Raw genomic sequence first — 24,672 nt, forward strand, 5'->3', positions numbered from 1 at the left:
GGTTTAGTTGCTCCGCACGAGAACTGCTTTTTGATTTCCCAGAGCGTGGATTGAATACATAAAATCTCGAAATTCCTGGAGTGCATCGGCAGGCCAGGTATCTTCGTTGAGGGTGTAGGAGCGTTCAACACATATAATTTTTTTTCCTTCTATCTCGGTCAGCTTTGCGTCAAAACTGAAACTTCCAAATTTACTATCGAGCTTCACCGCTTCAGGAATTGCTTCAGATTCAAAATTCTCGGGCAACTCAAATTCAAACCGGTCTTTTGCAGTAGTGCCACGACCAATTTTAATTGGCAGCTTACGGTCATCACGATCTGAAATTGAATAAGTATCAACAGTTAGGAAATTGAGAGGCATTAAAAGCCGATCGGCTACTTTGGAAGGATATTTTTCACCCGAAAATCTTATGACTTCGGTAAATTCCTGTTTTTCCCGATCATTGATAAAATCCGGTTTTTCCAGATCCAGACCTTTGAGATGCCCCCAATTCTTTTTATAGAACAAAACCTGATCTTTTTCGGTTGACGAAGTAATACGATAGATATTTCCATATGAAATCCCTCTGCTTTTTCTTTCAAAAGCAGCCTTATATGTTCCATCTTCTTCTAAGGTTATCTTTACTACTGTTTCCTGTACATTTTCCGAGGGGGAATATGTTTTGGTCCTTACAATTTCACCACCCTCAGGTTTAACCAGCAGCACGTGGCGATCATCTGTAAAATCACCCAAATAATTAAACGGAAGGGTTTGGCTGGTGCATTCCAACCAAATATCCTCTTCATTTTCGCGTGGCACATTAAGAATAACATGGTCACCCTGTATAGAAACAAACTCGGGGTCTATATCTTTTTTCTCCTCTCCCGAATAGACTACTGCATAATAGGAGGTAATATTTTGTGAATCCAGGAGAGCTTTAGTATAATTGGTAAGCCCTTTACAATCTCCATACTTCACCTTATCAACTTCTTCGGCAGAGATAGGTTCCCAGCCACCAATACCCAGCTGGACACTTATATACCTGGAGTTTTGCTGAACATAATCGTAAATGATCCTGGCTTTCTCTACATCATCTTTGGCTCCTGCCGTCAATTTAGATATTTTGTCTATGGTTGATGCCGGAAGTTTGTTACGTCCTGCCAGTAAATTATCGTACTGCCACTTCCCGAATTCTTCCCATGTAGCCCCGCTTCCTTTCACTCCCACAAGGGCAAATTCATTGAGGGCCACCTGTAAACCAGGGGTAAAATCTTCAAGAGGAGGGCTTAAAGGCTCATATTTGTATGCAGGAAAATTGGATAAAGTATAGGTAATTGCAACTCCTGAATTTTCTTTTAAAATCTCCAGGCTATCAAGATTTCTCTCCTGTATTCTATAACTGATGTTTTCAGGAATTGACACCAGATAGCTGGATTTTTCCACACTTACATTAAAGCCTCTTACAGGGTTCCAATCGGGCAGAAAAATAGTGCTATTTGTCTCTACCTCACTTTCATAAACAATAGTGTAAGGGTATTCATTTGGGGTATAATCGGCATAGCTAACCCTGGTATCACTATATAATGTTCCTGAGGAAGTTGCACTGCGATCGGTAAAATGTTTCGATTTAAACTTTTTAATCTCACTGCCGTGCTTGTCATAAATTAAAAGACTTTGTTCTTTAATTTTAATGTTGTTACTGTAAAAATCACCGGCAAATGCAAAACGGTCCCCTTTTTCATTAAAGATGGTGATCACCTTTCGTGTGTTCATGCTCATCTTATCTACAGAATTGATTGAAATTGACAGCACCTGCTCGCGAACTACCGCATGAGCATCCTCTTTTAAGACAACATCAATGAGATCTATGGAATAAGGAGAACTTTGGGCGAAGACTGCTGAAGATGGAAGCAACAGCAAGAACAAAAGGAAGTATAAACGTAACATTGACAGAACAATAGGTTGGCCCTGCTAATATAACATTTTAACTCTTTTTAACACATTTTAAGTTAATTTTATTTTGGGCAAAAATGATTACAAACGCAATTAACTTTTATTCTTTGAATCAATTATTATAGTTACCGGCCCGTCATTAAGAAGGCTCACTTTCATATCGGCTCCAAATTTTCCGGTTCCAATCTTCTTTCCCAGCTCTTTTTCAAAAGCAGACACAAATTCTTCATACAGTGGAATGGCCACATCGGGTTTGGCGGCTTTAATGTAACTGGGCCTGTTGCCCTTTTTAGTGCTGGCGTGAAGCGTAAACTGGCTCACCACAATTGCGTCGCCATTTACGTCAAGTAACGAATCATTCATTACATCATTAGAATCATTAAAAATGCGCATGTTCACTATCTTCTTACACAGCCAGGCAATATCCTGACTGTCATCTTCATCCTCTATTCCAATAAGTACCAATAAACCTTTTCCAATTTCGGCATTTTTGACACCTTCTATGGTCACCGATGCTTCAGAAACTCTTTGTATTACTGCTCTCATTCCTGCTGATGATTATCAAAACGATAATTTTGTTCGTCTTCGCCTTTTAAGATTTGTAAATAACTTTTATAACGGGACCATGGGATCTCCCCGGCATCTAATGCATCTTTTACCGCACACTTTGGTTCTTCCAGGTGCAGACAGTTGTAAAATTTACAGTCCTGTTTGCGGGCAAAGAATTCGGGAAAATAATCTCCCAATTCCTCTTTTTCCATGTCTACCACTCCAAAACCTTTTATTCCGGGGGTGTCGATGATTCGGGCACCAAAATCGAGATCAAACATTTCGGCAAAAGTAGTGGTATGTTGCCCCTGCCGGTGTTGTTCAGAAATTTCGGTAGTTTTTAGATCGAGTTTGGGTTCAATGGCATTGATCAAAGTCGATTTTCCCGTACCACTGTGACCGGAGATCATGCTGGTTTTATCTTTCATGAGCTCCTTTACCTGCTCTACATTTTTTCCGGTTTTGGCCGAAATCCCTATACATTGATAGCCAATTTGCCTGTACATGGCCGCCAAATATTTCACCTCATCAAGTTCTTCGGGTTTATAAGCATCTATCTTGTTGAACAACAAAATAGCTTTGATGTGGTAAGCTTCCGCAGTAACAAGAAAACGGTCTATAAAAGTGGTAAAAGTGGGCGGATTGTTAAGTGTGACCAGCAAAAAAGCCTGGTCAATGTTTGAAGCTATAATGTGTGTTTGCTTTGAAAGGTTAACCGATTTACGGATAATGTAATTCTCGCGCTCTGCAATATCTGTAATTACCCCGTTTTGCTCCTCTTCGGCATTACTTTCCACCTTAAACTCCACCCGGTCTCCCACCGCAACGGGATTGGTGCTTTTTATGCCTTTGATCCTGAATTTTCCTTTGATCCTACAATCAAAAAATCGGCCGTTATCGGCTTTTACATGGTACCAGCTTCCGGTAGATTTATAAACAGTTCCTTTCATTTAGTGCTTTTCAAAAATAGCTCCTCCAAAAATTTTCTTCTGAATGATGGTCCAAAAATGGCATTTTTGAAGGAGATTTTTTACCACAACAAATTAACAAGAAAAAATTAGATTAGAATTTCAAACCGGAAACTAACTACTCATTATTACCAGCTCTAACCTATTGTTTCATGATCTTTTCCTGGTGGTTAATAGATTCCTGGTGCACGGCTTTGAACAAACGCAAAATAAATTCTTCGCTTAGCCCGTGCTGTTCCCCTTCAAGAACCATTTTCCCAAGGATTTCGTTCCATCTTTTGGTTTGAAGCACAGAAACGTTCTGAGATTTCTTCACCCTTCCAATTTCATCGGAAATTTTCATTCTTTTGGAAAGCAATTCAATCAATTGGTTATCGGTCACATCAATTTGTGCCCTTAAATTGTGCAGTTTCTTCTGAAACTCTTCACTTTCAGAAACTTCTTTCCGAATTTTAAGATCTTTCATGATCTGTACCAAAGTGGCAGGCGTGATTTGCTGTTTTGCGTCACTCCATGCGTTATCGGGGTCAAAATGCGTCTCCACGATTAGTCCGTCATAATTAAGGTCAAGCGCGGTTTGGCAAAGGTCAAAAATAATGTCCCTTCTTCCGGCGATGTGCGACGGATCGAGGATTAGCGGCAAATCAGGAAATTTATTCTGAAGTTCAATGGCAATCTGCCACTCGGGGTTATTTCTGTATTTGGTCTTTTCATAGGCTGAGAATCCGCGGTGAATCACGCCCAGGTTTTTAATATCGCAGGAGTAAAATCTTTCAACCGCTCCCAACCATAACGACAAATCGGGGTTTACAGGGTTTTTCACGAGCACCACCTTATCGGTTCCTTTGAGCGCATCGGCAATATCCTGAACAATAAAAGGGGAAACGGTAGTCCTTGCACCAATCCACAGAATATCGATATCATGCTCAAGCGCAAGATCTACATGGTGTGGGCTCGCAACTTCGGTAGTAGTAAGCATACCGGTTTCCTGCTTCGCCTTTTGCAGCCATTTTAGCCCAAGAGCACCAACGCCTTCAAAATTTCCGGGGCGGGTACGTGGTTTCCAGATTCCCGCTCTTAACACGGTGGCATCGGTATCTTTTAACTGGTGCGCAATCTTAAGCACCTGCTCTTCGGTTTCAGCGCTGCATGGCCCTGCAATTACCAGCGGATGGTCTAATCCAAATTTGTCTAACCAGGTTCTGAGTTCTTTCTTGTTTTCCATTAGTTAATCAGTTTATTCCGTTCAAAATTGTTTTAATATGGTTGGTTCTTTCCATCTCTCTAAAAACCTCCTGAAAATTGTCATTTTTGAGAAGTTCTCTGAATTCTGAAAGATTATTGATATACTCTTCGAGTGTCTCGAGAATATTATTCTTGTTCTGCTGAAATATTGGCGTCCACATGGCGGGTGAACTTTTTGCCAGCCGCACTGTAGAAGCAAATCCGCTGCCTGCCAGGTCAAAAATGTCTTTTTCATTCTGTTCCTTCTGAAGCACTGTTTTTCCCAACATAAAAGAACTGATGTGAGAAAGGTGAGAAACATAGGCGATATGCCTGTCATGCGAGGCAGGATCCATGTACCTGATGCGCATTCCCAACTTCTGAAAGATCTCCAGGGCTCTTTCCTGAAGTTTAAAAGCCGTTTTCTCTACCTCACAAATGATGTTTGTCTTTTGAAGAAAAAGGGTTTCTACAGCCGCTTCAGGGCCAGAGAATTCGGTTCCGGCAATGGGGTGGGCTGCAAGGAAATTCCTTCTATTTGGGTGTGCTGCAATTGCTTCACATAAGCCTGCCTTGGTTGAACCCGCATCAAAGATAAGTGTATTATTTCCCACCACATCTAAAACCTGAAGAGCTACCTTTTTTGCAACATCCACCGGCACTGCAATAATCACTACATCTGCATCTTTCGCTTCTTCTAAAGTTGCCGCGCAGTCAATAAGTTTAAGCTCCTGGGCCTTTAGCAGGTGTTCCTCACTGGCATCACTGCCCGAGATCTCCACTTCAGGGAAAGCTTTTTTAAGCCCCAGTGCAAAAGAGCCGCCAATTAAACCCAGACCTATAATGTGAACCTTCATGCCGTCAATCTATTACAGGCTTTAATAATATTTTCTTCGGAAGCGCATAAAGAAAACCGGATGTAGCCTTCTCCCTGACTTCCAAAAATGAATCCGGGGGCTGCGAAGATGTGATATTCCTTCAGAAGGTGTTCTACAAAGCCTTCCGAAGTATTTCCTTCAGGGACTTTGCACCACAGGAACATTCCTGCCTGATCTTCAGAAAAACTGCATTCTAAAGCTGTAGCGAGCTTCCGGATTTCTTCTTTACGGCGCATGTAAATCTTGTTCTGCTCCCTAAACCATTCCTGCGGAAGCCTTAAAGCCATTGCTGCCCCCGCCTGAAGTGGAAAGAACATCCCACTGTCCATATTTGTCTTTACTTTGAGTACAGAATTTATATTCTTTTCACTGCCGCAAAGCATACCAATTCTCCAGCCAGACATATTGAAGCTCTTACTCAGGGAATTAAGCTCCATTATTCCTTTCAAATCACTTGAATATTTCAGGATGCTCTCCGGCTCCTCGTTGAGGATGAAGCTATAAGGGTTGTCATTTACAATAAGGATGCTGTGCTTTTTTCCGAAGGCAATCAACTTCTCAAAAAGCTCTTTTTTGGCAACCGCTCCTGTAGGCATGTTAGGATAATTCACCCACATGAGCTTTACCTTGCTTAGATCTCTTTTTTCAAGCTCTTCAAAATCGGGCAACCAACCGGTTTCTTCTTTTAGATCATATAAAACTGTGCTCGCTCCAACAAGGCGGCTTACGGCAGCATAGGTAGGGTAACCGGGATTTGGCACCAGCACTTCATCACCTTCATTTAAAAAAGCCATGGATATATGGGTAATCCCTTCTTTACTACCCATTAAAGGAAGGATCTCCGTTTCATGATTTAGACCTACATTATAGAAATTCTTGTAGAACTCCGCTATAGCTTTTCTGAAGTCATTGGTTCCCCTGTACGGCTGGTATTGGTGTGCCGATGGGTTGAGCAACGCCTGGTGCAGGGCCGTCATCACCTGCGGTGGCGGCTGTAGATCTGGGCTTCCTACGCCGAGATTTATGATGGGTTGCCCCGAATCCTGTAGCGCCCTTACTTCCTTTAGCTTTGTTGAGAAGTAGTATTCTTCTACATGGTCTAATCTGTTAGCCTGTGCGATCATAATAAGCCGTTTTTATAAATTCCTAACACCTTTAATTCTTCAGTCAATTCTGAAAGTATCTTTAAAACTTTCTCCAGTTCCTCTTCTTCCTGAAAAAGCACATCAATAAAGAATGCATATTTCCATGGTACATCTATCACCGGTATGCTTTGTATCTTGGTCATATCAAGATCAAAATCCCGCAGAATATTGAGTACGCTTACCAGGCTTCCTCTTTTGTTTTCCAGGACAAATTTTAATGAAGCCTTATTTGCGCCGGTAACCACAGGAGCTGCATTCTTTGAGGAAAGCACAAGGAAACGGGTAGAATTGCTCTTCATGGTTTGTATGCCTTCCTGTAAAATTTCAAGATCGTAGATATTTGCAGCGGCTTTACTGGCCACAGCTGCTACCCCGGTAAGCTTTTGCTCTCTTATTCTTTTGGCAACCTCGGCTGTATCGGTATCTTCAATAAGTTCTATGTGCGGATGATCTTTAAAAAAGCTTTGACATTGCAGGAGGGCCATTGGGTGAGAACACACCTTTTTAATATCGGTGATCTTTTGCCCCGGCAGTACCATAAGGTTCATAAAAATTGGAATGTAATGCTCGCCTTTGATCTGTAGATTATTATCATCAATAAGGGCGTAATTGGGAAGAATAGTACCCGCAGTAGAATTCTCTATCGCCATTACAGCACTTACAGAACGATTGGTCAATAAACTATCTACAACTTCTCTAAATGACTGGCATTCGTCTACCGGCACTTCCTTTCCAAAATACTCTCTGGCTACCTGGTGGTGAAAAGATCCTTTAATTCCCTGTATGGCTATTTTTTCCTGCATATATTTTTACGGCAAAAAAAAATCCCGATGCTTACATCGGGATTTCAGTTATAATATTGGTTAATTATACGGCACTCCCGATCTTATCTCTGAAATAGAAATAAAAATAATACCAGGCGTTCCAGATAAATAAATTGTTCATTTTTCTCTTTGTGAAAAGCTAATGTAGCATATATTTTCAAAAAAGAATGATTTTTTCTGAAAAAATCACGAGAACGATTTCGTTAATTTTAACAACATTGGAATTCTTCTTATAAATTTTCTGCCTTCTAAAAAAGATGATTTACTTTTGAAAAAAAGCTGTTATGTCAATACTGGTAAACAAGGTCTCTAAATATTACGGAGAACAAAAAGCCCTCGATAAAGTTTCCTTTTCTATTCAAAAAGGGGAAATTGTCGGCTTTCTTGGTCCTAACGGGGCGGGTAAATCTACTTTAATGAAGATCCTTACCGGTTATTTACAGCCTTCTTCGGGCGAAGCCACTGTAAATGGATATCCCCTTACAGAAGATATGTTGCAGGCGCAGAGAAGCACAGGATATTTACCCGAACACAACTCCCTTTATACCGATATGTATGTGCGGGAATACCTGGAATTTAACGCCCTTATATATAAGGTGCCAAAAAGCCGGATTGAAGAGGTGATTCTGCAAACCGGACTTCTCCCCGAAGCTAATAAAAAGATCGAGCAGCTTTCAAAAGGTTACCGGCAAAGGGTAGGTCTCGCAACGGCACTACTGCATAACCCCGATGTACTTATCCTCGACGAACCCACCACCGGCCTCGATCCTAACCAGTTGGTAGAGATTCGGGAATTGATCAAGAAAATTGGAAAGGAAAAAACCATCTTTCTCTCCACCCACATCATGCGCGAAGTAGAAGCTTTATGTGAGCGCGTGATCATCATCAACCACGGAAAAATTGTAGCCGATAAAAGATTGGAGGAGCTGCGCGACGAGCAGGTGCAGATCATTGAAGTGGAATTTGATTACCGCATCGAAGAAGTTGCCCTAAACCGTCTCCCTCACCTTATGAACCTCAGGAACACTGGTGGATTTGTTTACGAACTTTATTTCGACACCGAAAAAGACATGCGACCCACCGTCTTCGATTTTGCACATGACAACGGATTGAAGACCTTACAACTTAACCGGAAGAACAAGAACCTGGAGAATTTATTTTCGGAATTAACGCTGAAGAAGTAGAGTTTTTCTACCCGACCTGCAAGGTTTTCAAAACCTTATAGGTCTTTTTTTGGGATATAAACCTACAAGGTCAAAAAAGACCTTGCAGGTTTGATGATAACCCGGCACAGATTGCAAATCTGTGCCAGCGAAACAGATAGCGCAGATCTGTGTTCCGTGCTGATTGAAGGAACTAAACCTCAAAGGTTTTAGAAACCTGTGAGGTTTAGTTCCAAATATTATTTGAAAATCAACTTTCCGGTATAAAAACTTTCTATCTCCACCACTGGCGGGCGGTTTACTGAAATAACATCACCGGTACTTCTTATTTCCCCTTTCAACACCTGCTGCGGATTAACAAACAACTTATTTGTTCCCCGGTGCTGAATCTCTATAGTTCCGGCAGTTAGTTCCTGTGCCTCTACCCTGCCATCGCCGTTGGCGATATACAGGTTGAGATAATTGGTTTCGCCGCGAAGGAAAAAATTGGAAAAATCATCTCCCGTTACCCGCACATAATCTGAAACCAGATGCAGGTCAAAATCCCCCACTGTGTACACTCCTTTTGCATCTTCCTGGTTAAGGCTGCGCAGCCAAATGTCTGGAAAATGCAATTCCCCCACACTTCTTATCATCCTGTTCCCGGCATTTTGAAGCCATGTGAGGTTGGGCACCGTCACATAAATGGAAGTAAGATTATAATCCCGCACAAAATTACAGCCGTTGCCATTCCGAAGAATAAGTCGGCCATCGATTACTTCAGCAGAAATTTCGTTCATCAGGTTTTCCCCTGTTTGCACTACAACTTTATGTTCTTCTCCCTGCTCGATAAAAAGCTCAATATCCTCATACACTATAAGCTCTTCAAAAGGCTCAACCTGAAATTCTTTTTCGATCATACTTCCGGCGGTTTGAAAACAATCGGGAGCATCTTCAGTATTGCAAGCCATAAAAAGCATCAGGCTCAAAAATGGCAAAATCGGAAGAGATTTTTTCAGCAGCTGTTTCATAAGCGATAACCTATTGAGAATTCGACCGCTTCGGCATTTGCCCCGTGAGAGCGCACTGTTACAGATCCAAAAATGTCTTTCCAGATCTCCCTTTGCAAACCTATCCTGTTGTACACCCTGTCTACATACTTATCATAAGGATAGTAAACGTAGTACCCAAGATGGGTGATGAGGGAAAGTTTTCGAAAAGTGAGTTGATGCCCCGCAAAGATCCCCACGCGCTTTGCATCTTCATCACCCGTGGTGCCAACCAGTGGAAAAGCGACCGAATAATAGTAAATATACTCCTCCATGGCCCGGGAAAGGAATATTTCTGCTCCTGCCTGCAGGGTACTCTTATGGTTCAAAGCCTTATCTGCATAAGCCGAAAGCGTTAAAAAAGGGTAGGATTCTGAGCCTATTACACCTGTAGTATTCACCCCGCTGCGTAAAACAAAGTTGTACCGAAAGGGCGCCGAAAATGGCATTTTTGGATCCTTAGGAATGTATGTTCTTTTCAGATCATGGTTCAAATCGTAATTGAGACCCATGCTTAGAGCCAGCGTATTGGTTGAACTGTTTGGCGATTTAAAATCGGCATTGGAATAGTGAATGAGAGAGAGGCCGGTTTGGAATCCCAGGCCGCCGATGATATTTTCGAACTGCAGGTTCCCGGTAAAAATAGTGGAGCTAAGAAGCCTGGAGCCATAGGCGTTGTTGCGGTAATTTTTATCGGGATGATAAGGATTTGTAGTTACGGCCAGACCCTGCCCGACTTTTAGTAAAAGGTGGCGATTAAGAAAATAAAATCCAAGGTGCGCATAAGCTCCGAAATTCTCTCCTAAATGCTCATTTTTGAGATCCTGATAGGAGAGGGAAAAACCAACATTAGGGTAGTTATAGCGACTTTCCCAGGCCTCTTCTCCATAGGTCTTGCGGTTAAAATGCAGGAGCACCCCATAAGGATGCCCGGTAATCAATTGAGAAATATTGGGATTGTGTTCCCAAATGCTTCCGTAGAAATAATTTGCCTCTACCGAATAATGTTTCTCCTGGGAAAAAGCATTCGCAGCAAACAGGAAAACGAGAAGCAATAATTTTCGCATGAGCGGCCGGTGCGACTATTATTTATTGACCGGCGAACCGTTCAGAATAACTTCTGTAGTGATCTCGGCTGTTTTTTCGAGCATTTTGGCCACCGAGCAATATTTTTCCAAAGAAAGATCTACTGCTCTTTTTGCTTTATTTTCGGGAATATCTCCGTCAATAATAATCTTTAAATGAATTCTCGTGAACACGTTTGGTATAGCCCCATCGACTCTGAATCCTTCTACATCCATCTCGAGATTGGTCATCTCCAGTTGCTGCTTTTTAAGGATCATTACAATGTCGATACTGCTGCAACCGGCAATGCCCATAAGCAGTAATTCCATAGGACTCGCGCCCTGCGGATTCGGTTCGCTCTTATTGTCGAGATGTACTACATCTCCACGTTCATTTTTAGTTTCAAAATGGTAATTCTCGTTGAGTCTCTTAAGATGGATTTTCATTTATCAGTGGGATTTGCACAAAGTTAGGAAAAAACTTTTCTTTAATTCCACCGCCAACCCTTCCCAAGGGGAAGGGAGTAAAATGAAATACAACAATGGAAGTAAATTAAAATAGATTTATCCAATACTCTGTACCACTTCCCGCTTGGCTTCTTTTTTGGTGCCGTCGAATCCCTGCACCCCGCCAACTGTGGTATACTTTAATACATACTTTTTATTAGGGTTGATGCGCTGGTAGGCACTCTGACACATAATGGCAGCCTCGTGGAATCCGGAAAGGATCAGCTTCAGCTTTCCTTTGTAGGTGTTGACGTCTCCAATGGCATAGATCCCCGGAATGTTGGTCTGGTAATCATAGGAATTATCCACCTTTATGGCATTTTTCTCTATTTCCAGTCCCCAGTTCGCCATAGGTCCCAGCTTTGGAGAAAGTCCGAATAACGGGATGAAATTATCTACAGGCTTCAGCTCCTCCCCACGGGCAGTATCATTATGCCTAATCACCACCTGTTCCAGATCTCCTTCGCCTCTAAGTCCTACGACTTCAGCATTGGTAATTAATTCTACTTTACCCAGTTTGGCAAGTTCAGAAAGACGTTCTACCGAATCAAGTGCGCCTCTGAATTCATTTCTCCTGTGAACAAGAGCAACTTCAGCAGCGACATCGGCCAGGTAAATTGCCCAGTCTAAAGCGGAATCCCCTCCCCCGGCGATAACCACTCTTTTGTCGCGGTACACTTCCGGATCTTTTATAAAGTATGCAACACCTCTATCTTCAAAATCAGAAATATTTGGAATTGGCGGCTTGCGCGGCTCGAAAGAACCCAGACCTCCTGCAATAGCAACTACCGGCGCATTATGCTGAGTACCTTTATTTGTGGTCACCACAAAAGTGTCATCCTCCAGCTTTTCGATAGTCTCGGCCCGTTCACCAAGGGTAAAGCCCGGACTAAAGGGTTTGATCTGCTCCATCAGATTATTCACCAGGTCCCCTGCAAATATCTCAGGAAAAGCCGGAATATCGTAAATAGGCTTCTTTGGATAAATTTCTGAGCACTGCCCTCCAGGCTGCGGCAAAGCATCTATTAAATGAGTTTTTAGCTTTAAAAGTCCCGCTTCGAATACGGTGAACAATCCGGTGGGTCCGGCTCCTATGATGAGGATATCTGTCTTAATCATTACTTACTTTTTTTGCTTTTAAGGATTCGGTTATTTTGTTCATCTGGTTTACTTTCTCATCAAAATCTCCCTTGATGGTCGAGCGGTACTCATTTAAATTCTCAACCATCTGATTGATATTTTCGGGGATCACCTCTTCAAAAAACTGCCGCAGGCGCTTTGCTGTGGTGGGGGATTTTCCGTTGGTTGAAATAGCAATTTTCACGTGGCCTTTATTGACGATCCCGCCCATGTAGAAATCACACAAATGAGGAGTATCTGCAATATTGGCCAGCAAAAACCTCTTCTTGGCGTGGGTGTAAATTCTTTTGTTTAGTTTCTCATCGTTTGTTGCAGCTATTACCACGTGCCGCTTTTTAAGCTGTTTCTTTTTGTACCTGCTTTTGGTGATCTTTAAACCATGTTTTTTGGCGAGGGATTCAGTTTCCGGAAGGAACTCTTTTGCCACCACCTCAACATTAGCATTGGGACTGGACTTCAGTAAAAAATGCAGTTTTTCATGCCCCACATTTCCGCCACCAACAATGAGGATATTCAGCTTATTAACCTTTAAAAATACCGGGTACAACTCGTTTCTTTCTTCCATAATCCAGCCCCCTAGCCCACAAAGGGGGAATTTATATATTGCTTCTCTTCAATAACATTTTTAAGAACGGCTTTCAAAGATGTTCTTTCGTTTACTACCTCTCCTATGACAATAATTGCCGGGGAAGAAAGCTTTTTATCAGAAACCACCTTTTCAATATTTTTGATGTTGCCGAAACCTGATCTTTCATTCACGGTAGTACCATTCTGAATGATCCCCACCGGAGTATTTTCTTTTCCGAAGTGAGTAAAAATGTCAACAATCTCATTGAGTTTCCCCATCCCCATAAGAATGACTACGGTTGCGGTAGATTGAGCCGCCAGCCGGACATCTTCTGAAAGTTTACGCTGAGTGGTTGTTCCTGTGATCACCCAAAAGCTTTCTGAAATTCCTCTTTTAGTCAGCGGAATTCCCAAATTGGCAGGTACAGCAATAGACGAGGTAACCCCTGAAACGACTGCTGTATCAAGACCTTTACTTCGGGCGTAATCAATTTCTTCAGATCCGCGTCCAAAGATGAAAGGATCACCACCTTTAAGCCGGACAACATGGCCTCGTTCCCGGGCATATTTGACTATCAGATCATTAATTTCATCCTGAGAATAGTGGTGACTACCGTTTCGCTTCCCCACAAAAATATGTTCAGCCTGGGGTGCATAATCCAGTAATTCTCTGTTGATAAGGGCATCGTATAATACCACATTGGCTGCTTTCAAAGTATTCACAGCTTTAACGGTAATCAATTCGGGGTCTCCCGGACCAGCACCTACTACGCTTAATTTTGGTTCATTATACATTTTGCACCTCCTTTGTTCTATAAGCATCTACCCGCTTAAGGAATAGCTGCGCATCTTCTAAATATTTTTTGGCGAATTCTTCTGTAGGTTCGTGCTCATTCATTTGATACACAAATTCCCTGAAAGAAGTTGAAAGTTCAATTTTCCCGGTTTCCACAAAAAACTCATCAAATTGTGCTATAATTCCCGCCTGGGTGTTAGCTGCAAGGTTCTCTGACAACAACAAAGCTTTCGCTGAATTGACCAAAGAAGAATAGGAATGGTAAATACTGTCTGCCCAGTTTTTTCTTTCAAAAGCACTCCTGGCATTGTCAATTTTTTCCTCACTTTCAAAAAGCAGGGTGGCAATTAGATCGATGACCACTCCCGCGCATTCCCCTACGCCAACTGCCTGAATGTATGGCTGCGTATGCCCCCAGTCCACAAAATCTTCCTCACTTATGGTACTGGTATCAGAAAGGTCTTTGAGCAGGTCATAGAAATAGGTCTTACCCTGCCTGTCATAATAATTCACAAACTTCTCATCGGCAGTTGCATTTGTTTCAAAATCATTCAGCAGCAATCTCAGAGCCTGTGGCCCACGTTTACTGGGCACCTTAATTACTTTATCTGCAAACCTGCCTTCCCCGTTACCAAGCGTGCCGCCTCCGAGCAACACCTGCAAGGCCGGGGCCACTGCTTTCCCCACTTTAATAGACATTCCCTGGAAACCTATCTCGGCCATATTGTGCTGCCCGCAGGCATTCATACATCCGCTTATCTTGATGGTGATATCGCGGCCATTCACGAACTGCGGATATTCTTCTTTCAAAACATCTTCCAATACATCTGCAATGCCTGTGCTGCTGGCAATTCCCAAATTACAAGTATCTGTTCCGGGGCAGGCGGTGATATCAACGGTTTTATTATATCCTGCTTCAGCGAGACCCAATTCTTTTAGAGCAGTGTAAAAGAAAGGCAGCAGTTCCTCCCTTACATGACGAATTAAAATATCCTGTCTTAGCGTGAACCTCAATTCATTACCTGCGTAATCTCTAATAAGATCGGCCAGCTTTCTTGCAGCACCAGTGTAAAAATCTCCGAGCGGCACTCTCACTCCAACAGCATATAATCCCTGCTGTTTTTGAGCGGACACGTTAGTATTCTTCCACTCTTCGTATGCTTTTCGATCCTGAATATTTACTTCAGGGATTTCAACTTTTGGAAGGCCCGGTTCAGTTTTAAAAGCTTCGAGATCAAAGCTCACAGCTTCTTTGGAAAGAGCCGTCTGCTGTTCTTCCACAAGTTCCATAAAGGCTTCTTTTCCTATATCTTTTATAAGATATTTCATTCTGGCTTTCATCCTTTTCGCTCGCTCGCCGTGACGATCAAACACTCTCAATACTCCTTCAATAAGCGGAATGATCTTTTCTGCTTCCAGAAAGTCGAAAAGTTCATCGGCATGTCGCGGCTGCGAACCGAGTCCGCCGCCGAGCATCACCTTGAATCCGCGTTGTCCATCTTTGATTTTAGCTATAAATCCAAGGTCGTGGATATAGCTCAGGGCTGTATCTTCTTCTGAAGCCGAAAAAGAGATCTTGAACTTTCTTCCCATTTCCTGGCAGATGGGATTCCGTAGAAAAAACTGAAATGCAGCATGTGCATAGGGAGAAACATCAAATGGTTCCTTTACATCAATTCCTGCGGTGGGAGAGGCCGTGATGTTACGCACCGTATTCCCACAGGCTTCGCGAAGGGTAATGTCATCTTTTTCCAGCTGCGCCCATAACTCGGGAGTGCGGTCAAGACTTACATGATGTATCTGGATATCCTGCCGGGTGGTAATATGCAATCTTCCGGTTGAATATTCATCAGAAACATCGGCGATACGGTGCAACTGCTGAGAAGTCACCTTCCCAAAAGGCAATTTTATACGCACCATTTGCACCCCTGCCTGGCGTTGCCCGTAAACCCCACGCGCTAACCTGAGACTCCTGAACTTCTCTTCATCTGCCTTTCCTTCCCTGAACAACCTGATCTTTTTTTCAAGATCAATAATGTCCTGTTGTACAATGGGATTTTCTATTTCGGTTCTAAAACTTTGCATCTTCTGTTTTTTAAAAATTATATCAGGCGGTTAAGCGTGAAGTCCACATTCCCTGTTGGTTAGCACTTTGGTAGGATCAAAATACCTGAATTCGTTGGGCAGGTTATTTTCAACAAGATATTTGTCCAGCTTTTCATCACTCCAGTGGTAAAACGGACTCACTTTTAAGATTCCATCTTTGCTGTAACTCAAAATGCCAATGCTGTCACGAAAAGCAGTCTGGCCTTTCCGTAGGTTTGTAAACCAAACATCTGGCTCATGCTCCTGCATGGCACGTTGGAAAGGCTCAAGTTTTACCTGCCGGGTAAACTCGGCATGATTGGGATCGTCTACCTGGGGTATCCCTTCAAAAATGGCATCCCGGTAGGCTGCTGTTTGCAAAGGCATATACAGCTTCACATTAAGATCTAACTTATCAATCACTTCTTTGGCATGCCTGTAGGTTTGGGGGGTGTTATATCCTGTATCACACCAAATCACTTTTATGGTAGGCAGAATATTTGTACAGGCGTGCAGGATCGCAGCTTCATATGGTCTGAAATTAGTGGTGACCACGGGCCGGTGACAATTATCAATTACCCATTGTATGACCTCTGCGGGAGGAATTCCCTGCAGGTGCCTGTTAAAAGTATCAAGCTCGTCTTGTGTAAATTTTTTCATATCTATTCCTTTCCAAAGTTGATCTTGTTCCATATTCTTTCATGTCCAAAGTAGAGCAGCATCTTAGTGATCACTTCTACTGTTCCTATTGCCAGTGCAGTCTTAATCTCCCCGGTTAATAACCAGGATACAAGTATGGTATCAAGGGTTCCTATTATTCTCCAGCTTATTGCTTTAGCTATGCTCCGTACCGGCTTTTCTGAAGTCTTGGCTTTCTTTTCACTTCTCCTGGAGAATACCTGATCTAATATCATAATCATTATTTTTAATCCTATTACCCTATCGGAATAGTAGGTTAATAGACAAAGAAAATAAAATATTTTTCTAATTCGGCTGTTGCTGCCAATTATTTACATTTTAATTAACCCGTACCTGTTATTGTTTTGTAATATCTGCAAGGGTATTATTGCCCAGCACCTTCAAGGTACTGTCCCGCACCTGTATCATAAGCTGGTGCACAGAGCAGGTCACCTCGTCTTTGCAATCATCGCATTTCTCATAGTAGTTGAGACTCACGCAGGGCACCATTGCAATAGGTCCTTCAAGGATTCTTATTATCGTGGTCATGGGGATTTCAGCAGGATCCTTAATGAGGTAATATCCTCCTCCCTTCCCTTTTTTAGCCCCCAAAAATCCAGCTTTGCGCAGTTGCACTAAAATACTTTCCAAAAATTTATGGGAAATATTCTCACTTTCGGCAATCTCTGCAGTTTGTACAGGCTTTTTCGAGGGCTGCCTTGCAATGTAAGTCAGCGCCTTTATCCCGTATTTCGTCTTTTTTGAAAGCATAGGGCGAAGATAATTATTTATCTTCTTTCTATGCTGCCAAATCGCGATTTCCGGTTGATGCTGAATTACATTCATTATCTCTATGCTTCAAAATTTAATGCTCTTTGGATATCCTCAAAAATATCCTCTACATGCTCCAGCCCTACCGATATCCTTACCAGCCCCGGAGTAATTCCCGCTTCCAGTCTTTCTTCTTCTGTGAGTCTTCCGTGCGTTGTTGATGCAGGATGGGTGACAATGGTCCGGGTGTCTCCCAGATTGGCCGACCTGGAGCAGAGTTGTAAGTTATCAATGAACTTCCTCCCTGCTTCAAGTCCGCCCTTTATTTCAAAAGAAATGATATTTCCCCCTTGCTTCATTTGCCTCTTCGCCACCTCATGTTTAGGATGAGATCTCAAAAATGGATATTTCACATTTTCTGCATTGGCCTCTTTTTCTAAAAGTTCAGCTATTTTGAGGGCATTATCACAATGCCTGTCCAGTCTTACCGGCAGGGTCTCCAGACTTTTAGACAAAATCCACGCATTGAACGGGGACAAAGCCGGACCTGTATTGCGGGAGAACAGGTAGATTTCCCGAATCAAATCTTCCCGCCCAACAGTCACACCGCCAAGTACCCTGCCCTGCCCGTCGATTAATTTGGTGGCCGAATGTATCACCAAATCAGCTCCAAACTTGATCGGGTTTTGAAGGTAAGGCGTGGCAAAACAGTTGTCTATAATGAGCAGTAAGTTGTGCTTTTTGGCTATTCTTCCCAGGTTTTCCAGGTCCAGAATGTCAACTCCGGGGTTAGTAGGCGATTCGGCAAACAGGATCTTCGTTTCTGGTTTTATAAGACTTTCAATCTTATCTTCTTCATTGACATTAAAATAGCTGTGCGAAATGTTCCACTTCGGAAAGTATTTCGTGAACAGGCTGTGAGTAGACCCGAAGATAGACCTTGCCGAAACTATATGGTCGCCACTGTTTAATAGCGTTGCAAGTGTCGAATATACAGCCGACATGCCCGTGGCAAAAGCAAAACCTGCCTCTGCACCTTCCAAAAGTGCCACTTTTTCAGCAAATTCTGAAGTATTAGGGTTGCTAAACCTGCTGTAAATATTGCGTTCTTTTTCTTCAGCAAAAGCAGCCCTCATTTCTTCGGCATCTTCAAAAATATAACTCGAAGTGAGAAAAAGTGGCGAAGAATGCTCCTGATACGGAGTCCGGTCCAGTTGAGTTCGTATTGCTGTTGTTTCAAAATGTGACATAGCCTGTTCTACAATTTTTCTGCTAATTGAAGAATATCCGAAACCACTCCGCGTGCCGTTACTGCTGCCCCGGCACCGGCTCCCTGTATTACCAGTGGCCGTTCCCCGTAAGATTCGGCGTAGATCTCAAAAGAAGAATCGGCGTGTTTAAGCGCCCCAAAGGCAGAAGCTTTCTTCTCTTTTACCAGCTTCACCTCAAGGGTGCCCCGGGTGACATCCAGCTCTCCTACATGCCTTATCACCTCATCCTGTTCGAGGTTCTGCTTCAGGTTGAGAAAAAACGGATTCAACTCTTCCTTCTTTTCCTGAAAATTCTTCAAGCTGGATTCCCCATTGAGATGTGCCGGCACCAGATCCTGAATGGTTATTTCTTCAAACTCCTTTTCCAGCCCCAGCTCTCTTCCAAGGATGAGTAACTTTCTGGCCACATCTTTACCCGAAAGGTCTACCCGCGGATCGGGCTCTGTGAATCCTTTTTCGCCGGCTTCAGCAAGAATTTCAGAAAAAGCTTTGTCTTCCTCACAATAGGTGTTGAAAATGTAACTAAGAGAACCCGAAAATACACCTCTCACCCTTGTCACCCGCTCGTTAGACCTGTGAAAGTTGCGAAGCGTTTCCACAATTGGCAAACCGGCGCCCACATTGGTCTCATAAAAGAAAAACCTGTTGTGCTCCTGCAACTTTTGCCTTAAGCTTCCGTAGAATTTAGACGAGCGGGTATTCGCTACTTTATTGGCTGCCACTATATGAAAACCGGCCTCAATAAGATGAAAATACTTATCTACAAACTCCTCACTCGCCGTTGCATCTACAGCAATAAGGTTTTCATAACCCTGCTTTTTTACATATTCAAGAATGTCCTCAAGTTTGTACGAAACACCTAATGTATTAAGATCGGCTTCCCAGGAGGGCTGCTGGTTCTCCTTTTGAAAATATGCCCTGGTAGAGTTTGCTATAACCGGCAGGTTGAGCTCCACCCCCTCTTTTTGGCGCAGTGATTCGCGGGCTTCAAGCAATTGATCTACCAGTTTACTCCCTACGTTACCGGTTCCAAACAGGACTATATTTATTTTCTTCATTATGAGTGACATTTTGTTTAAAAATAGGTTTTAGAATTTGTGACAGCTGCTCGTATTCAATAAGAAACGCATCGTGCCCGTGAATTGATTTAATCTCGCTATAGTGTACATTCTTTTTCTCTTCGGAAAGCTCCTCGTATGTTTCCCTTATTTCCTCCGGAAGAAAAAACAAGTCGGAATCAATTCCTATCAGGTAAATATTCCCACTGATGTTTTTTGCTGCCGCTGAAGGTTTATCGTTCCCTCCCGAAATATCGATAGTGGTAAGCAGGTGATTCATGAGCTTGTACGCTGCCAGCTCATATCTTTGTTCCAGCTTCCTGCCGTGATGGCTCAGCCAGTTAGCGACTTCAAACTGCGCATTAAGCTCATTCCTTTTTCTTCGGAATTTTGCCGAAAAAGATGCCGGCGTTCTATAAAAAGTCATGGCATGCATCCGGGCATCGTGAATGGGATCTGCCGAATTGTTGAGAATCTGGTCCTGCACCTTGCACTGCCCCAGCACCCAGTCTGTAGCCTTAAGATCGGTAGCGATAGGAATTAGGTTCTTTATAAGATTTGGCCTTAACACCGCCAGGTGCCAGGCCAAAGCCCCACCTATAGAGCCGCCAATGGCCGCAAACAGCTCGTTGATGTTTAGTTTATCCAGAACCTCAGCAAATATGCGTGCAACATCATCCAAAGTAAATTCGGTGTAATTGTGCAGCAAATGCTCCCTGTTTTCGCTGGCTCCATTGCCGGGAACATTGATGGAGAGGATGGTGAATTTTTGGGTGTCAATGCACTTGCCCGGCCCTATAAGCTCATTCCACCAGCCATTCTCTCCCGTCACATTTACGTTACCGGTTAGCGCATGATTCACCAGCACCACGGGGGCTGTTCCCGGTTCCCTTCCAAAAAAGCGATAAAACACATGGATCTCCTGAAAGCTTCCTGCGGAATTTTTAAAATGGGGAAATGTTATTTCCTGTAACATAGATTCTCGTTTATCTGGAACAGAGGAAAGATTTCCCGGCTGCCCACAGAGTGTTTATGCCGTTTTAGTTTCCTTCTTTTTAGATATTTGTGCCAGCGCCTGTTCTAGATCAGCTTTAAGATCTTCGAGATCTTCAAGCCCTACAGAAAGCCTTACCAGGTCCTTTGTTACCCCTGTAGATTCCTGCTGTTCATCGTTGAGCTGTTGGTGGGTGGTGCTTGAAGGGTGAATAATTAATGATTTTGTATCGCCAATATTAGCCAGCAGGGAGAAAAGCTTTGTTTCATCAACCAGTACCTTCGCAGCTTCATAGCCACCTTTCACCCCAAAAGTAATGAGGCCACTTTGCCCTTTTGGAAGGTATTTTTGCGCCAGTTCATAATATTCGCTGCTCTCCAGCCCCGGGTAATTCACCCAACTAACCTCTTCTTTTTGCTGAAGCCATTTTGCCAGAGCCAAAGCGTTTTCGCTGTGCTTTTTGATCCTGATCTCCAGCGTCTCCAGCCCCTGAATAATTTGAAAAGCATTAAATGGACTCAGTGCAGCACCAAGATCCCGTAAACCTTCAATTCTCACTTTTGCAATAAAGGCCGCTTCTTTTAGAGCCTCGTGATAAACCAGTCCGTGATAACCCGGGGAAGGTTCAGTGAATTCAGGGAATTTTCCGTTGGCCCAGTCGAACTTTCCTGCGTCAATAATTACTCCGCCAAGAGAAGTCCCGTTGCCGCCAATGTATTTTGTAAGGGAATGGATCACCAGGTCGGCTCCGTGTTCAATTGGCTTTACGAGTGCAGAAGTCGCTACCGTATTATCAACAATAAAAGGCACTTTATGCTCTTTTGCTACTTTAGAAATCGCCTCAAGATCAAGCACATCCAGTTTCGGGTTCCCCAGAGATTCCACGAAAACTGCACGGGTATTCTCTTTTACAGCTTTTTGAAAATTATTTGCATCCTGTGGATCTACAAAAGTGGTGGTGATCCCTAATCTTGGCAGGGTTACACTTAACAGGTTGTAAGTTCCGCCGTAGAGACTGCTTGAAGCAACAATATGATCTCCGGCTTTGAGCAGGGTAAGCAGGGTGGTACTAATGGCTGCAGTTCCCGAAGCTGTCACTACTGCAGCAATCCCGCCTTCAAGGGCTGCCAGTCTTTGCTCCAAAACATCATTGGTCGGGTTGTTTAACCGGGTGTAGATAAAACCCGGTTCTGCCAAAGAGAAAAGGTTGGCGGCGTGGTCTGAATCTTTAAAAACATAAGAAGTGGTTTGATAAATAGGCACTGCCCTGGTTCCTCCGTTGGCTGTTACGTCATGTCCTGCATGCAGGGCGTTGGTCGAAAATTTTTGTGGTGTACTCATTTTTTAAATGTTTAAGGTTTAAGGAATAGTGGTAATTGGTTATTTGTTAATCGGTTTGTTGTTTGTTGTCGGTTCTCGGTTCTCTGTTGGTGCTTAAAAAAGCCACGAATTCACGAATGTTTCTAGATCTTTTCACTTTTCCCAAGTTAGAATTTGGTACTTGATACTTGTGGTACTTGGTGCTTGGTGCTTCTTTACTGATCATTGCTAATTGTTAATTGCTAATTGTTTAAAAAGAAAAAATCCCTTTGGCTGGCTTGCCAAAGGGATTTTTAGTACTCATATATAACTAACTTAGATCCTCATTTTTTGGCAATAGCTGGTGGTGCGCACATCATGCACATCATCATACAACACATCATTTTTGCTATTGCCGGGTAAATTTTCATTTTTTCTGTTTTAGCTTTTCCAGCTTGTTTTTTAATGGGGTTCCAAAAATGCCATTTTTGAGACCTCTTATTTTTTTAATGTCGACTAAAATAAAAAAGCCGCTGCGGTGGCAGCGGCTTTTTGCAATTTTTATCTTTTCAGGATCATGCAATAGAGCGCGCTGCGGAAGTTTTCCACATCATGCACATCATATTACAAATTACCTGGTTCATTTCTTGTTTTGTTCTGTCACAAAGTTAACGACAGAAAACTTTAAGGAACAAATAAAATTGTGATTAATTTTATTTTTTGAGGATTGACAAGGGTTTGCAGGTCGTAGATATCTAATTCACGAGTGATTTTAATGCTGTCTCAGGTTTCTCGCTAAGGCCGCAAAGTATATCGCCGAGATCGCAGATATCTATCTTTACTATTCCTGTTAATTGATCATTGCTCATTGCTACTTGTAACCCGCGCTAAGGATTGAGCAGCTGTTGGAGCTCTTGCCAAACCAGGGTTACACCCACGAATTCAGGAATAATTAAAATACTATTTTAAGGTTTCTCGCTAAGGCCGCAAAGTATATCGCAGATATCTATCTTTACTATTCATGTTAATTGATCATTGTTCATTGCTAATTGTAACCTCGCGCTAAGGATTGAGCGGTTGTTGGAGCTCTCCCAAAGCCGGGAGGCTGTGGGAAGTGACCCGCGAAAGCCTGACGGTGCGACCGGCAGGGAGAACCGGAGCGCCCAAATTATTCTTAATAACGAAGATAAAGCCGCCCCGATTTAAAACAATTTTTATACATTTGCTGATGATAAATCACAGGGAAAAATTTGACTGATTGCAACCCTCTAAAATGCTAAAGCAGTGACAACTACTCTAGCGCTTCTTGTCAAATTTTTTCTGAATTAAAATCTTAAAATAAAGAAGCATGCCATATTTATTTACTTCAGAAAGTGTTTCTGAAGGCCACCCCGATAAAGTTGCTGACCAGATTAGCGATACTCTTCTTGATAATTTCCTTGCCTTTGACCCCGAATCTAAAGTTGCCTGTGAAACCCTGGTGACTACAGGACAGGTGGTGCTTGCGGGCGAAGTAAAGAGTGACACTTACCTTGATGTGCAGTCTATTGCCCGCGATGTGATCAATGATATTGGTTACACCAAGGGAGCTTATAAATTTAGCGGGGACTCCTGCGGGGTGATCTCCCTGATACATGAACAATCCCAGGATATTAGCCAGGGGGTTGACCGCGGAAACAAAGACGAACAGGGTGCCGGTGACCAGGGAATGATGTTTGGTTACGCCACTAAAGAAACTTCCAACTACATGCCGCTGGCCCTCGATATTTCACATAAGATACTTATCGAGCTGGCAAAATTGCGCCGCGAAAATGACGAGCTCACTTACCTGCGGCCCGACTCTAAGAGCCAGGTTACTATTGAGTACAGCGATGACAACATTCCGCAGCGCATTGTGGCTATCGTGGTCTCTACCCAACACGACGAATTTGATGATGATGACCAGCGAATGCTGGAAAAAATAAAGAAAGATATTGTTGAGGTCCTTATTCCGAGGGTGATCAAACAACTTCCGGAATATGTGCAAAAACTATTCAACGACAAGATCAAATACCATATAAACCCTACCGGAAAGTTCGTTATTGGCGGACCTCACGGAGATACAGGTCTTACGGGAAGAAAAATCATCGTAGATACTTACGGCGGAAAAGGAGCTCACGGCGGAGGTGCATTTTCTGGGAAAGACCCCAGTAAAGTAGACCGGTCCGCAGCTTACGCGGCAAGGCATATCGCCAAAAATCTTGTGGCTGCAGGAGTAGCCGATGAAGTTTTGATCCAGGTTTCTTATGCCATTGGGGTGGTAGAACCCACTTCTCTATTCGTGGAAACCTACGGCACCAAAAAAGTGGATATAAGCCACGGGGAGATTGCAGAAAAAGTACTGCAGATCTTTGATATGAGACCCGCTGCCATTGAAGAAAGACTCGGCCTTAGAAACCCGATTTACAGGGAAACCTCGGCTTATGGTCACTTCGGAAAAGAGCCGCGAAAAGAAAGAAAAGTATTTAAGAGCCCCTACAACGGAGAAAAGACCATTGAAGTAGACCTGTTTACCTGGGAAGCACTTGACTATGTAGATAAAGTAAAAGAAGCATTTGGATTGGAGTAGATTTGAGATTTGAGAGATCATAACAAAACATCCAAATCCTAACATAAAAGAGGTCGTCTAAAAAGTAATTTTTAGGTGGCCTTTTTTCATGATAAGATTTTCAAGGAGGGTTTTTCCTTTTTC

At 42.9% G+C, this 24,672-nt stretch carries 23 protein-coding genes; 2 read left to right on the forward strand and 21 right to left on the reverse strand.

What is annotated here, in order from left to right; genetic code table 11:
- Nucleotides 1-3: 3 nt before the first annotated feature.
- From OQ279_RS07680 to OQ279_RS07710, 7 genes are all read right to left on the reverse strand, one after another.
- Nucleotides 4-1,926, reverse strand: a complete 1,923-nt coding sequence (locus OQ279_RS07680; protein WP_266069284.1) for a DUF3858 domain-containing protein — start codon at nt 1,924-1,926, stop codon at nt 4-6.
- A gap of 99 nt (nt 1,927-2,025) precedes the next feature.
- The gene (gene dtd, locus OQ279_RS07685) at nt 2,026-2,478 is read right to left on the reverse strand and encodes a D-aminoacyl-tRNA deacylase (RefSeq protein ID WP_266069285.1); all 453 of its coding nucleotides are present in this window, start codon (nt 2,476-2,478) and stop codon (nt 2,026-2,028) included.
- Nucleotides 2,475-3,431: a ribosome small subunit-dependent GTPase A gene (rsgA, locus tag OQ279_RS07690; protein ID WP_266069286.1), complete on the reverse strand. Its 957-nt coding sequence runs from the start codon at nt 3,429-3,431 to the stop codon at nt 2,475-2,477. Before rsgA ends, dtd begins: the two co-directional genes overlap by 4 nt.
- 160 nt (nt 3,432-3,591) lie before the next feature.
- Nucleotides 3,592-4,674 (reverse strand): bifunctional 3-deoxy-7-phosphoheptulonate synthase/chorismate mutase type II, encoded by a 1,083-nt coding sequence (locus tag OQ279_RS07695; RefSeq protein WP_266069287.1) that lies wholly within the window; start codon nt 4,672-4,674, stop codon nt 3,592-3,594.
- A gap of 7 nt (nt 4,675-4,681) precedes the next feature.
- Nucleotides 4,682-5,530: a prephenate dehydrogenase gene (locus OQ279_RS07700; RefSeq protein ID WP_266069288.1), complete on the reverse strand. Its 849-nt coding sequence runs from the start codon at nt 5,528-5,530 to the stop codon at nt 4,682-4,684.
- A complete protein-coding gene (locus OQ279_RS07705; protein ID WP_266069289.1) occupies nt 5,527-6,675 on the reverse strand; it encodes a pyridoxal phosphate-dependent aminotransferase in 1,149 nt (382 codons plus the stop codon). The genes OQ279_RS07700 and OQ279_RS07705 overlap by 4 nt, the downstream gene beginning before the upstream one ends.
- Nucleotides 6,672-7,499, reverse strand: coding sequence for a prephenate dehydratase (locus OQ279_RS07710; protein WP_266069290.1), 828 nt, complete (start codon nt 7,497-7,499; stop codon nt 6,672-6,674). The genes OQ279_RS07705 and OQ279_RS07710 overlap by 4 nt, the downstream gene beginning before the upstream one ends.
- Before the next feature lie 305 nt (nt 7,500-7,804).
- Between OQ279_RS07710 and gldA the strand changes: the two genes are divergently transcribed.
- Nucleotides 7,805-8,704 (forward strand): gliding motility-associated ABC transporter ATP-binding subunit GldA, encoded by a 900-nt coding sequence (gldA, locus tag OQ279_RS07715; protein WP_266069291.1) that lies wholly within the window; start codon nt 7,805-7,807, stop codon nt 8,702-8,704.
- A gap of 218 nt (nt 8,705-8,922) precedes the next feature.
- Here gldA and OQ279_RS07720 read toward each other — a convergent pair whose 3' ends face one another.
- The 14 genes from OQ279_RS07720 to OQ279_RS07785 form a co-directional block, all read right to left on the reverse strand.
- Complete coding sequence (locus OQ279_RS07720; protein ID WP_266069292.1) at nt 8,923-9,693, reverse strand: head GIN domain-containing protein; 771 nt, start codon at nt 9,691-9,693, stop codon at nt 8,923-8,925.
- Nucleotides 9,690-10,778, reverse strand: coding sequence for an acyloxyacyl hydrolase (locus tag OQ279_RS07725; RefSeq protein WP_266069293.1), 1,089 nt, complete (start codon nt 10,776-10,778; stop codon nt 9,690-9,692). The genes OQ279_RS07720 and OQ279_RS07725 overlap by 4 nt, the downstream gene beginning before the upstream one ends.
- A gap of 18 nt (nt 10,779-10,796) precedes the next feature.
- Nucleotides 10,797-11,222 (reverse strand): OsmC family protein, encoded by a 426-nt coding sequence (locus OQ279_RS07730; RefSeq protein WP_266069294.1) that lies wholly within the window; start codon nt 11,220-11,222, stop codon nt 10,797-10,799.
- Nucleotides 11,223-11,339: 117 nt separating this feature from the next.
- A complete protein-coding gene (locus OQ279_RS07735; RefSeq protein WP_266069295.1) occupies nt 11,340-12,401 on the reverse strand; it encodes an NAD(P)/FAD-dependent oxidoreductase in 1,062 nt (353 codons plus the stop codon).
- The gene (locus OQ279_RS07740; protein WP_266069296.1) at nt 12,394-12,987 is read right to left on the reverse strand and encodes a precorrin-2 dehydrogenase/sirohydrochlorin ferrochelatase family protein; all 594 of its coding nucleotides are present in this window, start codon (nt 12,985-12,987) and stop codon (nt 12,394-12,396) included. Before OQ279_RS07740 ends, OQ279_RS07735 begins: the two co-directional genes overlap by 8 nt.
- Before the next feature lie 11 nt (nt 12,988-12,998).
- Nucleotides 12,999-13,784 (reverse strand): uroporphyrinogen-III C-methyltransferase, encoded by a 786-nt coding sequence (cobA, locus tag OQ279_RS07745; protein WP_266069297.1) that lies wholly within the window; start codon nt 13,782-13,784, stop codon nt 12,999-13,001.
- A complete protein-coding gene (locus OQ279_RS07750; protein ID WP_266069298.1) occupies nt 13,777-15,870 on the reverse strand; it encodes a ferredoxin-like domain-containing protein in 2,094 nt (697 codons plus the stop codon). The genes cobA and OQ279_RS07750 overlap by 8 nt, the downstream gene beginning before the upstream one ends.
- 30 nt (nt 15,871-15,900) lie before the next feature.
- Complete coding sequence (locus OQ279_RS07755; RefSeq protein ID WP_266069299.1) at nt 15,901-16,530, reverse strand: phosphoadenosine phosphosulfate reductase domain-containing protein; 630 nt, start codon at nt 16,528-16,530, stop codon at nt 15,901-15,903.
- Nucleotides 16,531-16,532: 2 nt separating this feature from the next.
- Nucleotides 16,533-16,784 (reverse strand): DUF2061 domain-containing protein, encoded by a 252-nt coding sequence (locus OQ279_RS07760; protein ID WP_266069300.1) that lies wholly within the window; start codon nt 16,782-16,784, stop codon nt 16,533-16,535.
- 121 nt (nt 16,785-16,905) lie between these two features.
- Nucleotides 16,906-17,319: an RrF2 family transcriptional regulator gene (locus OQ279_RS07765; protein WP_266069310.1), complete on the reverse strand. Its 414-nt coding sequence runs from the start codon at nt 17,317-17,319 to the stop codon at nt 16,906-16,908.
- 80 nt (nt 17,320-17,399) lie between these two features.
- Nucleotides 17,400-18,569: a trans-sulfuration enzyme family protein gene (locus OQ279_RS07770; protein ID WP_266069301.1), complete on the reverse strand. Its 1,170-nt coding sequence runs from the start codon at nt 18,567-18,569 to the stop codon at nt 17,400-17,402.
- 8 nt (nt 18,570-18,577) lie between these two features.
- Nucleotides 18,578-19,648 (reverse strand): homoserine dehydrogenase family protein, encoded by a 1,071-nt coding sequence (locus tag OQ279_RS07775; RefSeq protein WP_266069302.1) that lies wholly within the window; start codon nt 19,646-19,648, stop codon nt 18,578-18,580.
- A complete protein-coding gene (locus tag OQ279_RS07780) occupies nt 19,611-20,624 on the reverse strand; it encodes an alpha/beta fold hydrolase (RefSeq protein ID WP_266069303.1) in 1,014 nt (337 codons plus the stop codon). The genes OQ279_RS07775 and OQ279_RS07780 overlap by 38 nt, the downstream gene beginning before the upstream one ends.
- 54 nt (nt 20,625-20,678) lie before the next feature.
- Nucleotides 20,679-21,983: an O-acetylhomoserine aminocarboxypropyltransferase/cysteine synthase family protein gene (locus OQ279_RS07785; protein WP_266069305.1), complete on the reverse strand. Its 1,305-nt coding sequence runs from the start codon at nt 21,981-21,983 to the stop codon at nt 20,679-20,681.
- 1,306 nt (nt 21,984-23,289) lie between these two features.
- On the opposite strand from OQ279_RS07785, the gene metK reads away from it, so the two are divergent.
- Nucleotides 23,290-24,549, forward strand: coding sequence for a methionine adenosyltransferase (gene metK / locus OQ279_RS07790; RefSeq protein WP_266069306.1), 1,260 nt, complete (start codon nt 23,290-23,292; stop codon nt 24,547-24,549).
- The last annotated feature ends 123 nt before the right edge of the window (nt 24,550-24,672 follow it).

This window comes from Salinimicrobium profundisediminis (genome assembly GCF_026241755.1).
Classification (GTDB): Bacteria; Bacteroidota; Bacteroidia; order Flavobacteriales; family Flavobacteriaceae; genus Salinimicrobium; species Salinimicrobium profundisediminis.

What these genes read in the sequence shown, in the direction of transcription:
- OQ279_RS07740 (WP_266069296.1), bottom strand. Translation starts at nt 12,987, where the DNA reads ATGGAAGAAAGAAACGAGTTGTACCCGGTATTTTTAAAGGTTAATAAG.
- OQ279_RS07720 (WP_266069292.1), bottom strand. Translation starts at nt 9,693, where the DNA reads ATGAAACAGCTGCTGAAAAAATCTCTTCCGATTTTGCCATTTTTGAGC.
- rsgA (WP_266069286.1), bottom strand. Translation starts at nt 3,431, where the DNA reads ATGAAAGGAACTGTTTATAAATCTACCGGAAGCTGGTACCATGTAAAA.
- OQ279_RS07735 (WP_266069295.1), bottom strand. Translation starts at nt 12,401, where the DNA reads ATGATTAAGACAGATATCCTCATCATAGGAGCCGGACCCACCGGATTG.
- OQ279_RS07775 (WP_266069302.1), bottom strand. Translation starts at nt 19,648, where the DNA reads ATGAAGAAAATAAATATAGTCCTGTTTGGAACCGGTAACGTAGGGAGT.
- OQ279_RS07725 (WP_266069293.1), bottom strand. Translation starts at nt 10,778, where the DNA reads ATGCGAAAATTATTGCTTCTCGTTTTCCTGTTTGCTGCGAATGCTTTT.
- OQ279_RS07700 (WP_266069288.1), bottom strand. Translation starts at nt 5,530, where the DNA reads ATGAAGGTTCACATTATAGGTCTGGGTTTAATTGGCGGCTCTTTTGCA.
- OQ279_RS07755 (WP_266069299.1), bottom strand. Translation starts at nt 16,530, where the DNA reads ATGAAAAAATTTACACAAGACGAGCTTGATACTTTTAACAGGCACCTG.
- cobA (WP_266069297.1), bottom strand. Translation starts at nt 13,784, where the DNA reads ATGTATAATGAACCAAAATTAAGCGTAGTAGGTGCTGGTCCGGGAGAC.
- OQ279_RS07710 (WP_266069290.1), bottom strand. Translation starts at nt 7,499, where the DNA reads ATGCAGGAAAAAATAGCCATACAGGGAATTAAAGGATCTTTTCACCAC.
- OQ279_RS07680 (WP_266069284.1), bottom strand. Translation starts at nt 1,926, where the DNA reads ATGTTACGTTTATACTTCCTTTTGTTCTTGCTGTTGCTTCCATCTTCA.
- gldA (WP_266069291.1), top strand. Translation starts at nt 7,805, where the DNA reads ATGTCAATACTGGTAAACAAGGTCTCTAAATATTACGGAGAACAAAAA.
- OQ279_RS07760 (WP_266069300.1), bottom strand. Translation starts at nt 16,784, where the DNA reads ATGATATTAGATCAGGTATTCTCCAGGAGAAGTGAAAAGAAAGCCAAG.
- OQ279_RS07785 (WP_266069305.1), bottom strand. Translation starts at nt 21,983, where the DNA reads ATGAGTACACCACAAAAATTTTCGACCAACGCCCTGCATGCAGGACAT.
- OQ279_RS07780 (WP_266069303.1), bottom strand. Translation starts at nt 20,624, where the DNA reads ATGTTACAGGAAATAACATTTCCCCATTTTAAAAATTCCGCAGGAAGC.
- OQ279_RS07765 (WP_266069310.1), bottom strand. Translation starts at nt 17,319, where the DNA reads ATGCTTTCAAAAAAGACGAAATACGGGATAAAGGCGCTGACTTACATT.
- dtd (WP_266069285.1), bottom strand. Translation starts at nt 2,478, where the DNA reads ATGAGAGCAGTAATACAAAGAGTTTCTGAAGCATCGGTGACCATAGAA.
- OQ279_RS07750 (WP_266069298.1), bottom strand. Translation starts at nt 15,870, where the DNA reads ATGCAAAGTTTTAGAACCGAAATAGAAAATCCCATTGTACAACAGGAC.
- OQ279_RS07705 (WP_266069289.1), bottom strand. Translation starts at nt 6,675, where the DNA reads ATGATCGCACAGGCTAACAGATTAGACCATGTAGAAGAATACTACTTC.
- OQ279_RS07730 (WP_266069294.1), bottom strand. Translation starts at nt 11,222, where the DNA reads ATGAAAATCCATCTTAAGAGACTCAACGAGAATTACCATTTTGAAACT.
- metK (WP_266069306.1), top strand. Translation starts at nt 23,290, where the DNA reads ATGCCATATTTATTTACTTCAGAAAGTGTTTCTGAAGGCCACCCCGAT.
- OQ279_RS07695 (WP_266069287.1), bottom strand. Translation starts at nt 4,674, where the DNA reads ATGGAAAACAAGAAAGAACTCAGAACCTGGTTAGACAAATTTGGATTA.
- OQ279_RS07770 (WP_266069301.1), bottom strand. Translation starts at nt 18,569, where the DNA reads ATGTCACATTTTGAAACAACAGCAATACGAACTCAACTGGACCGGACT.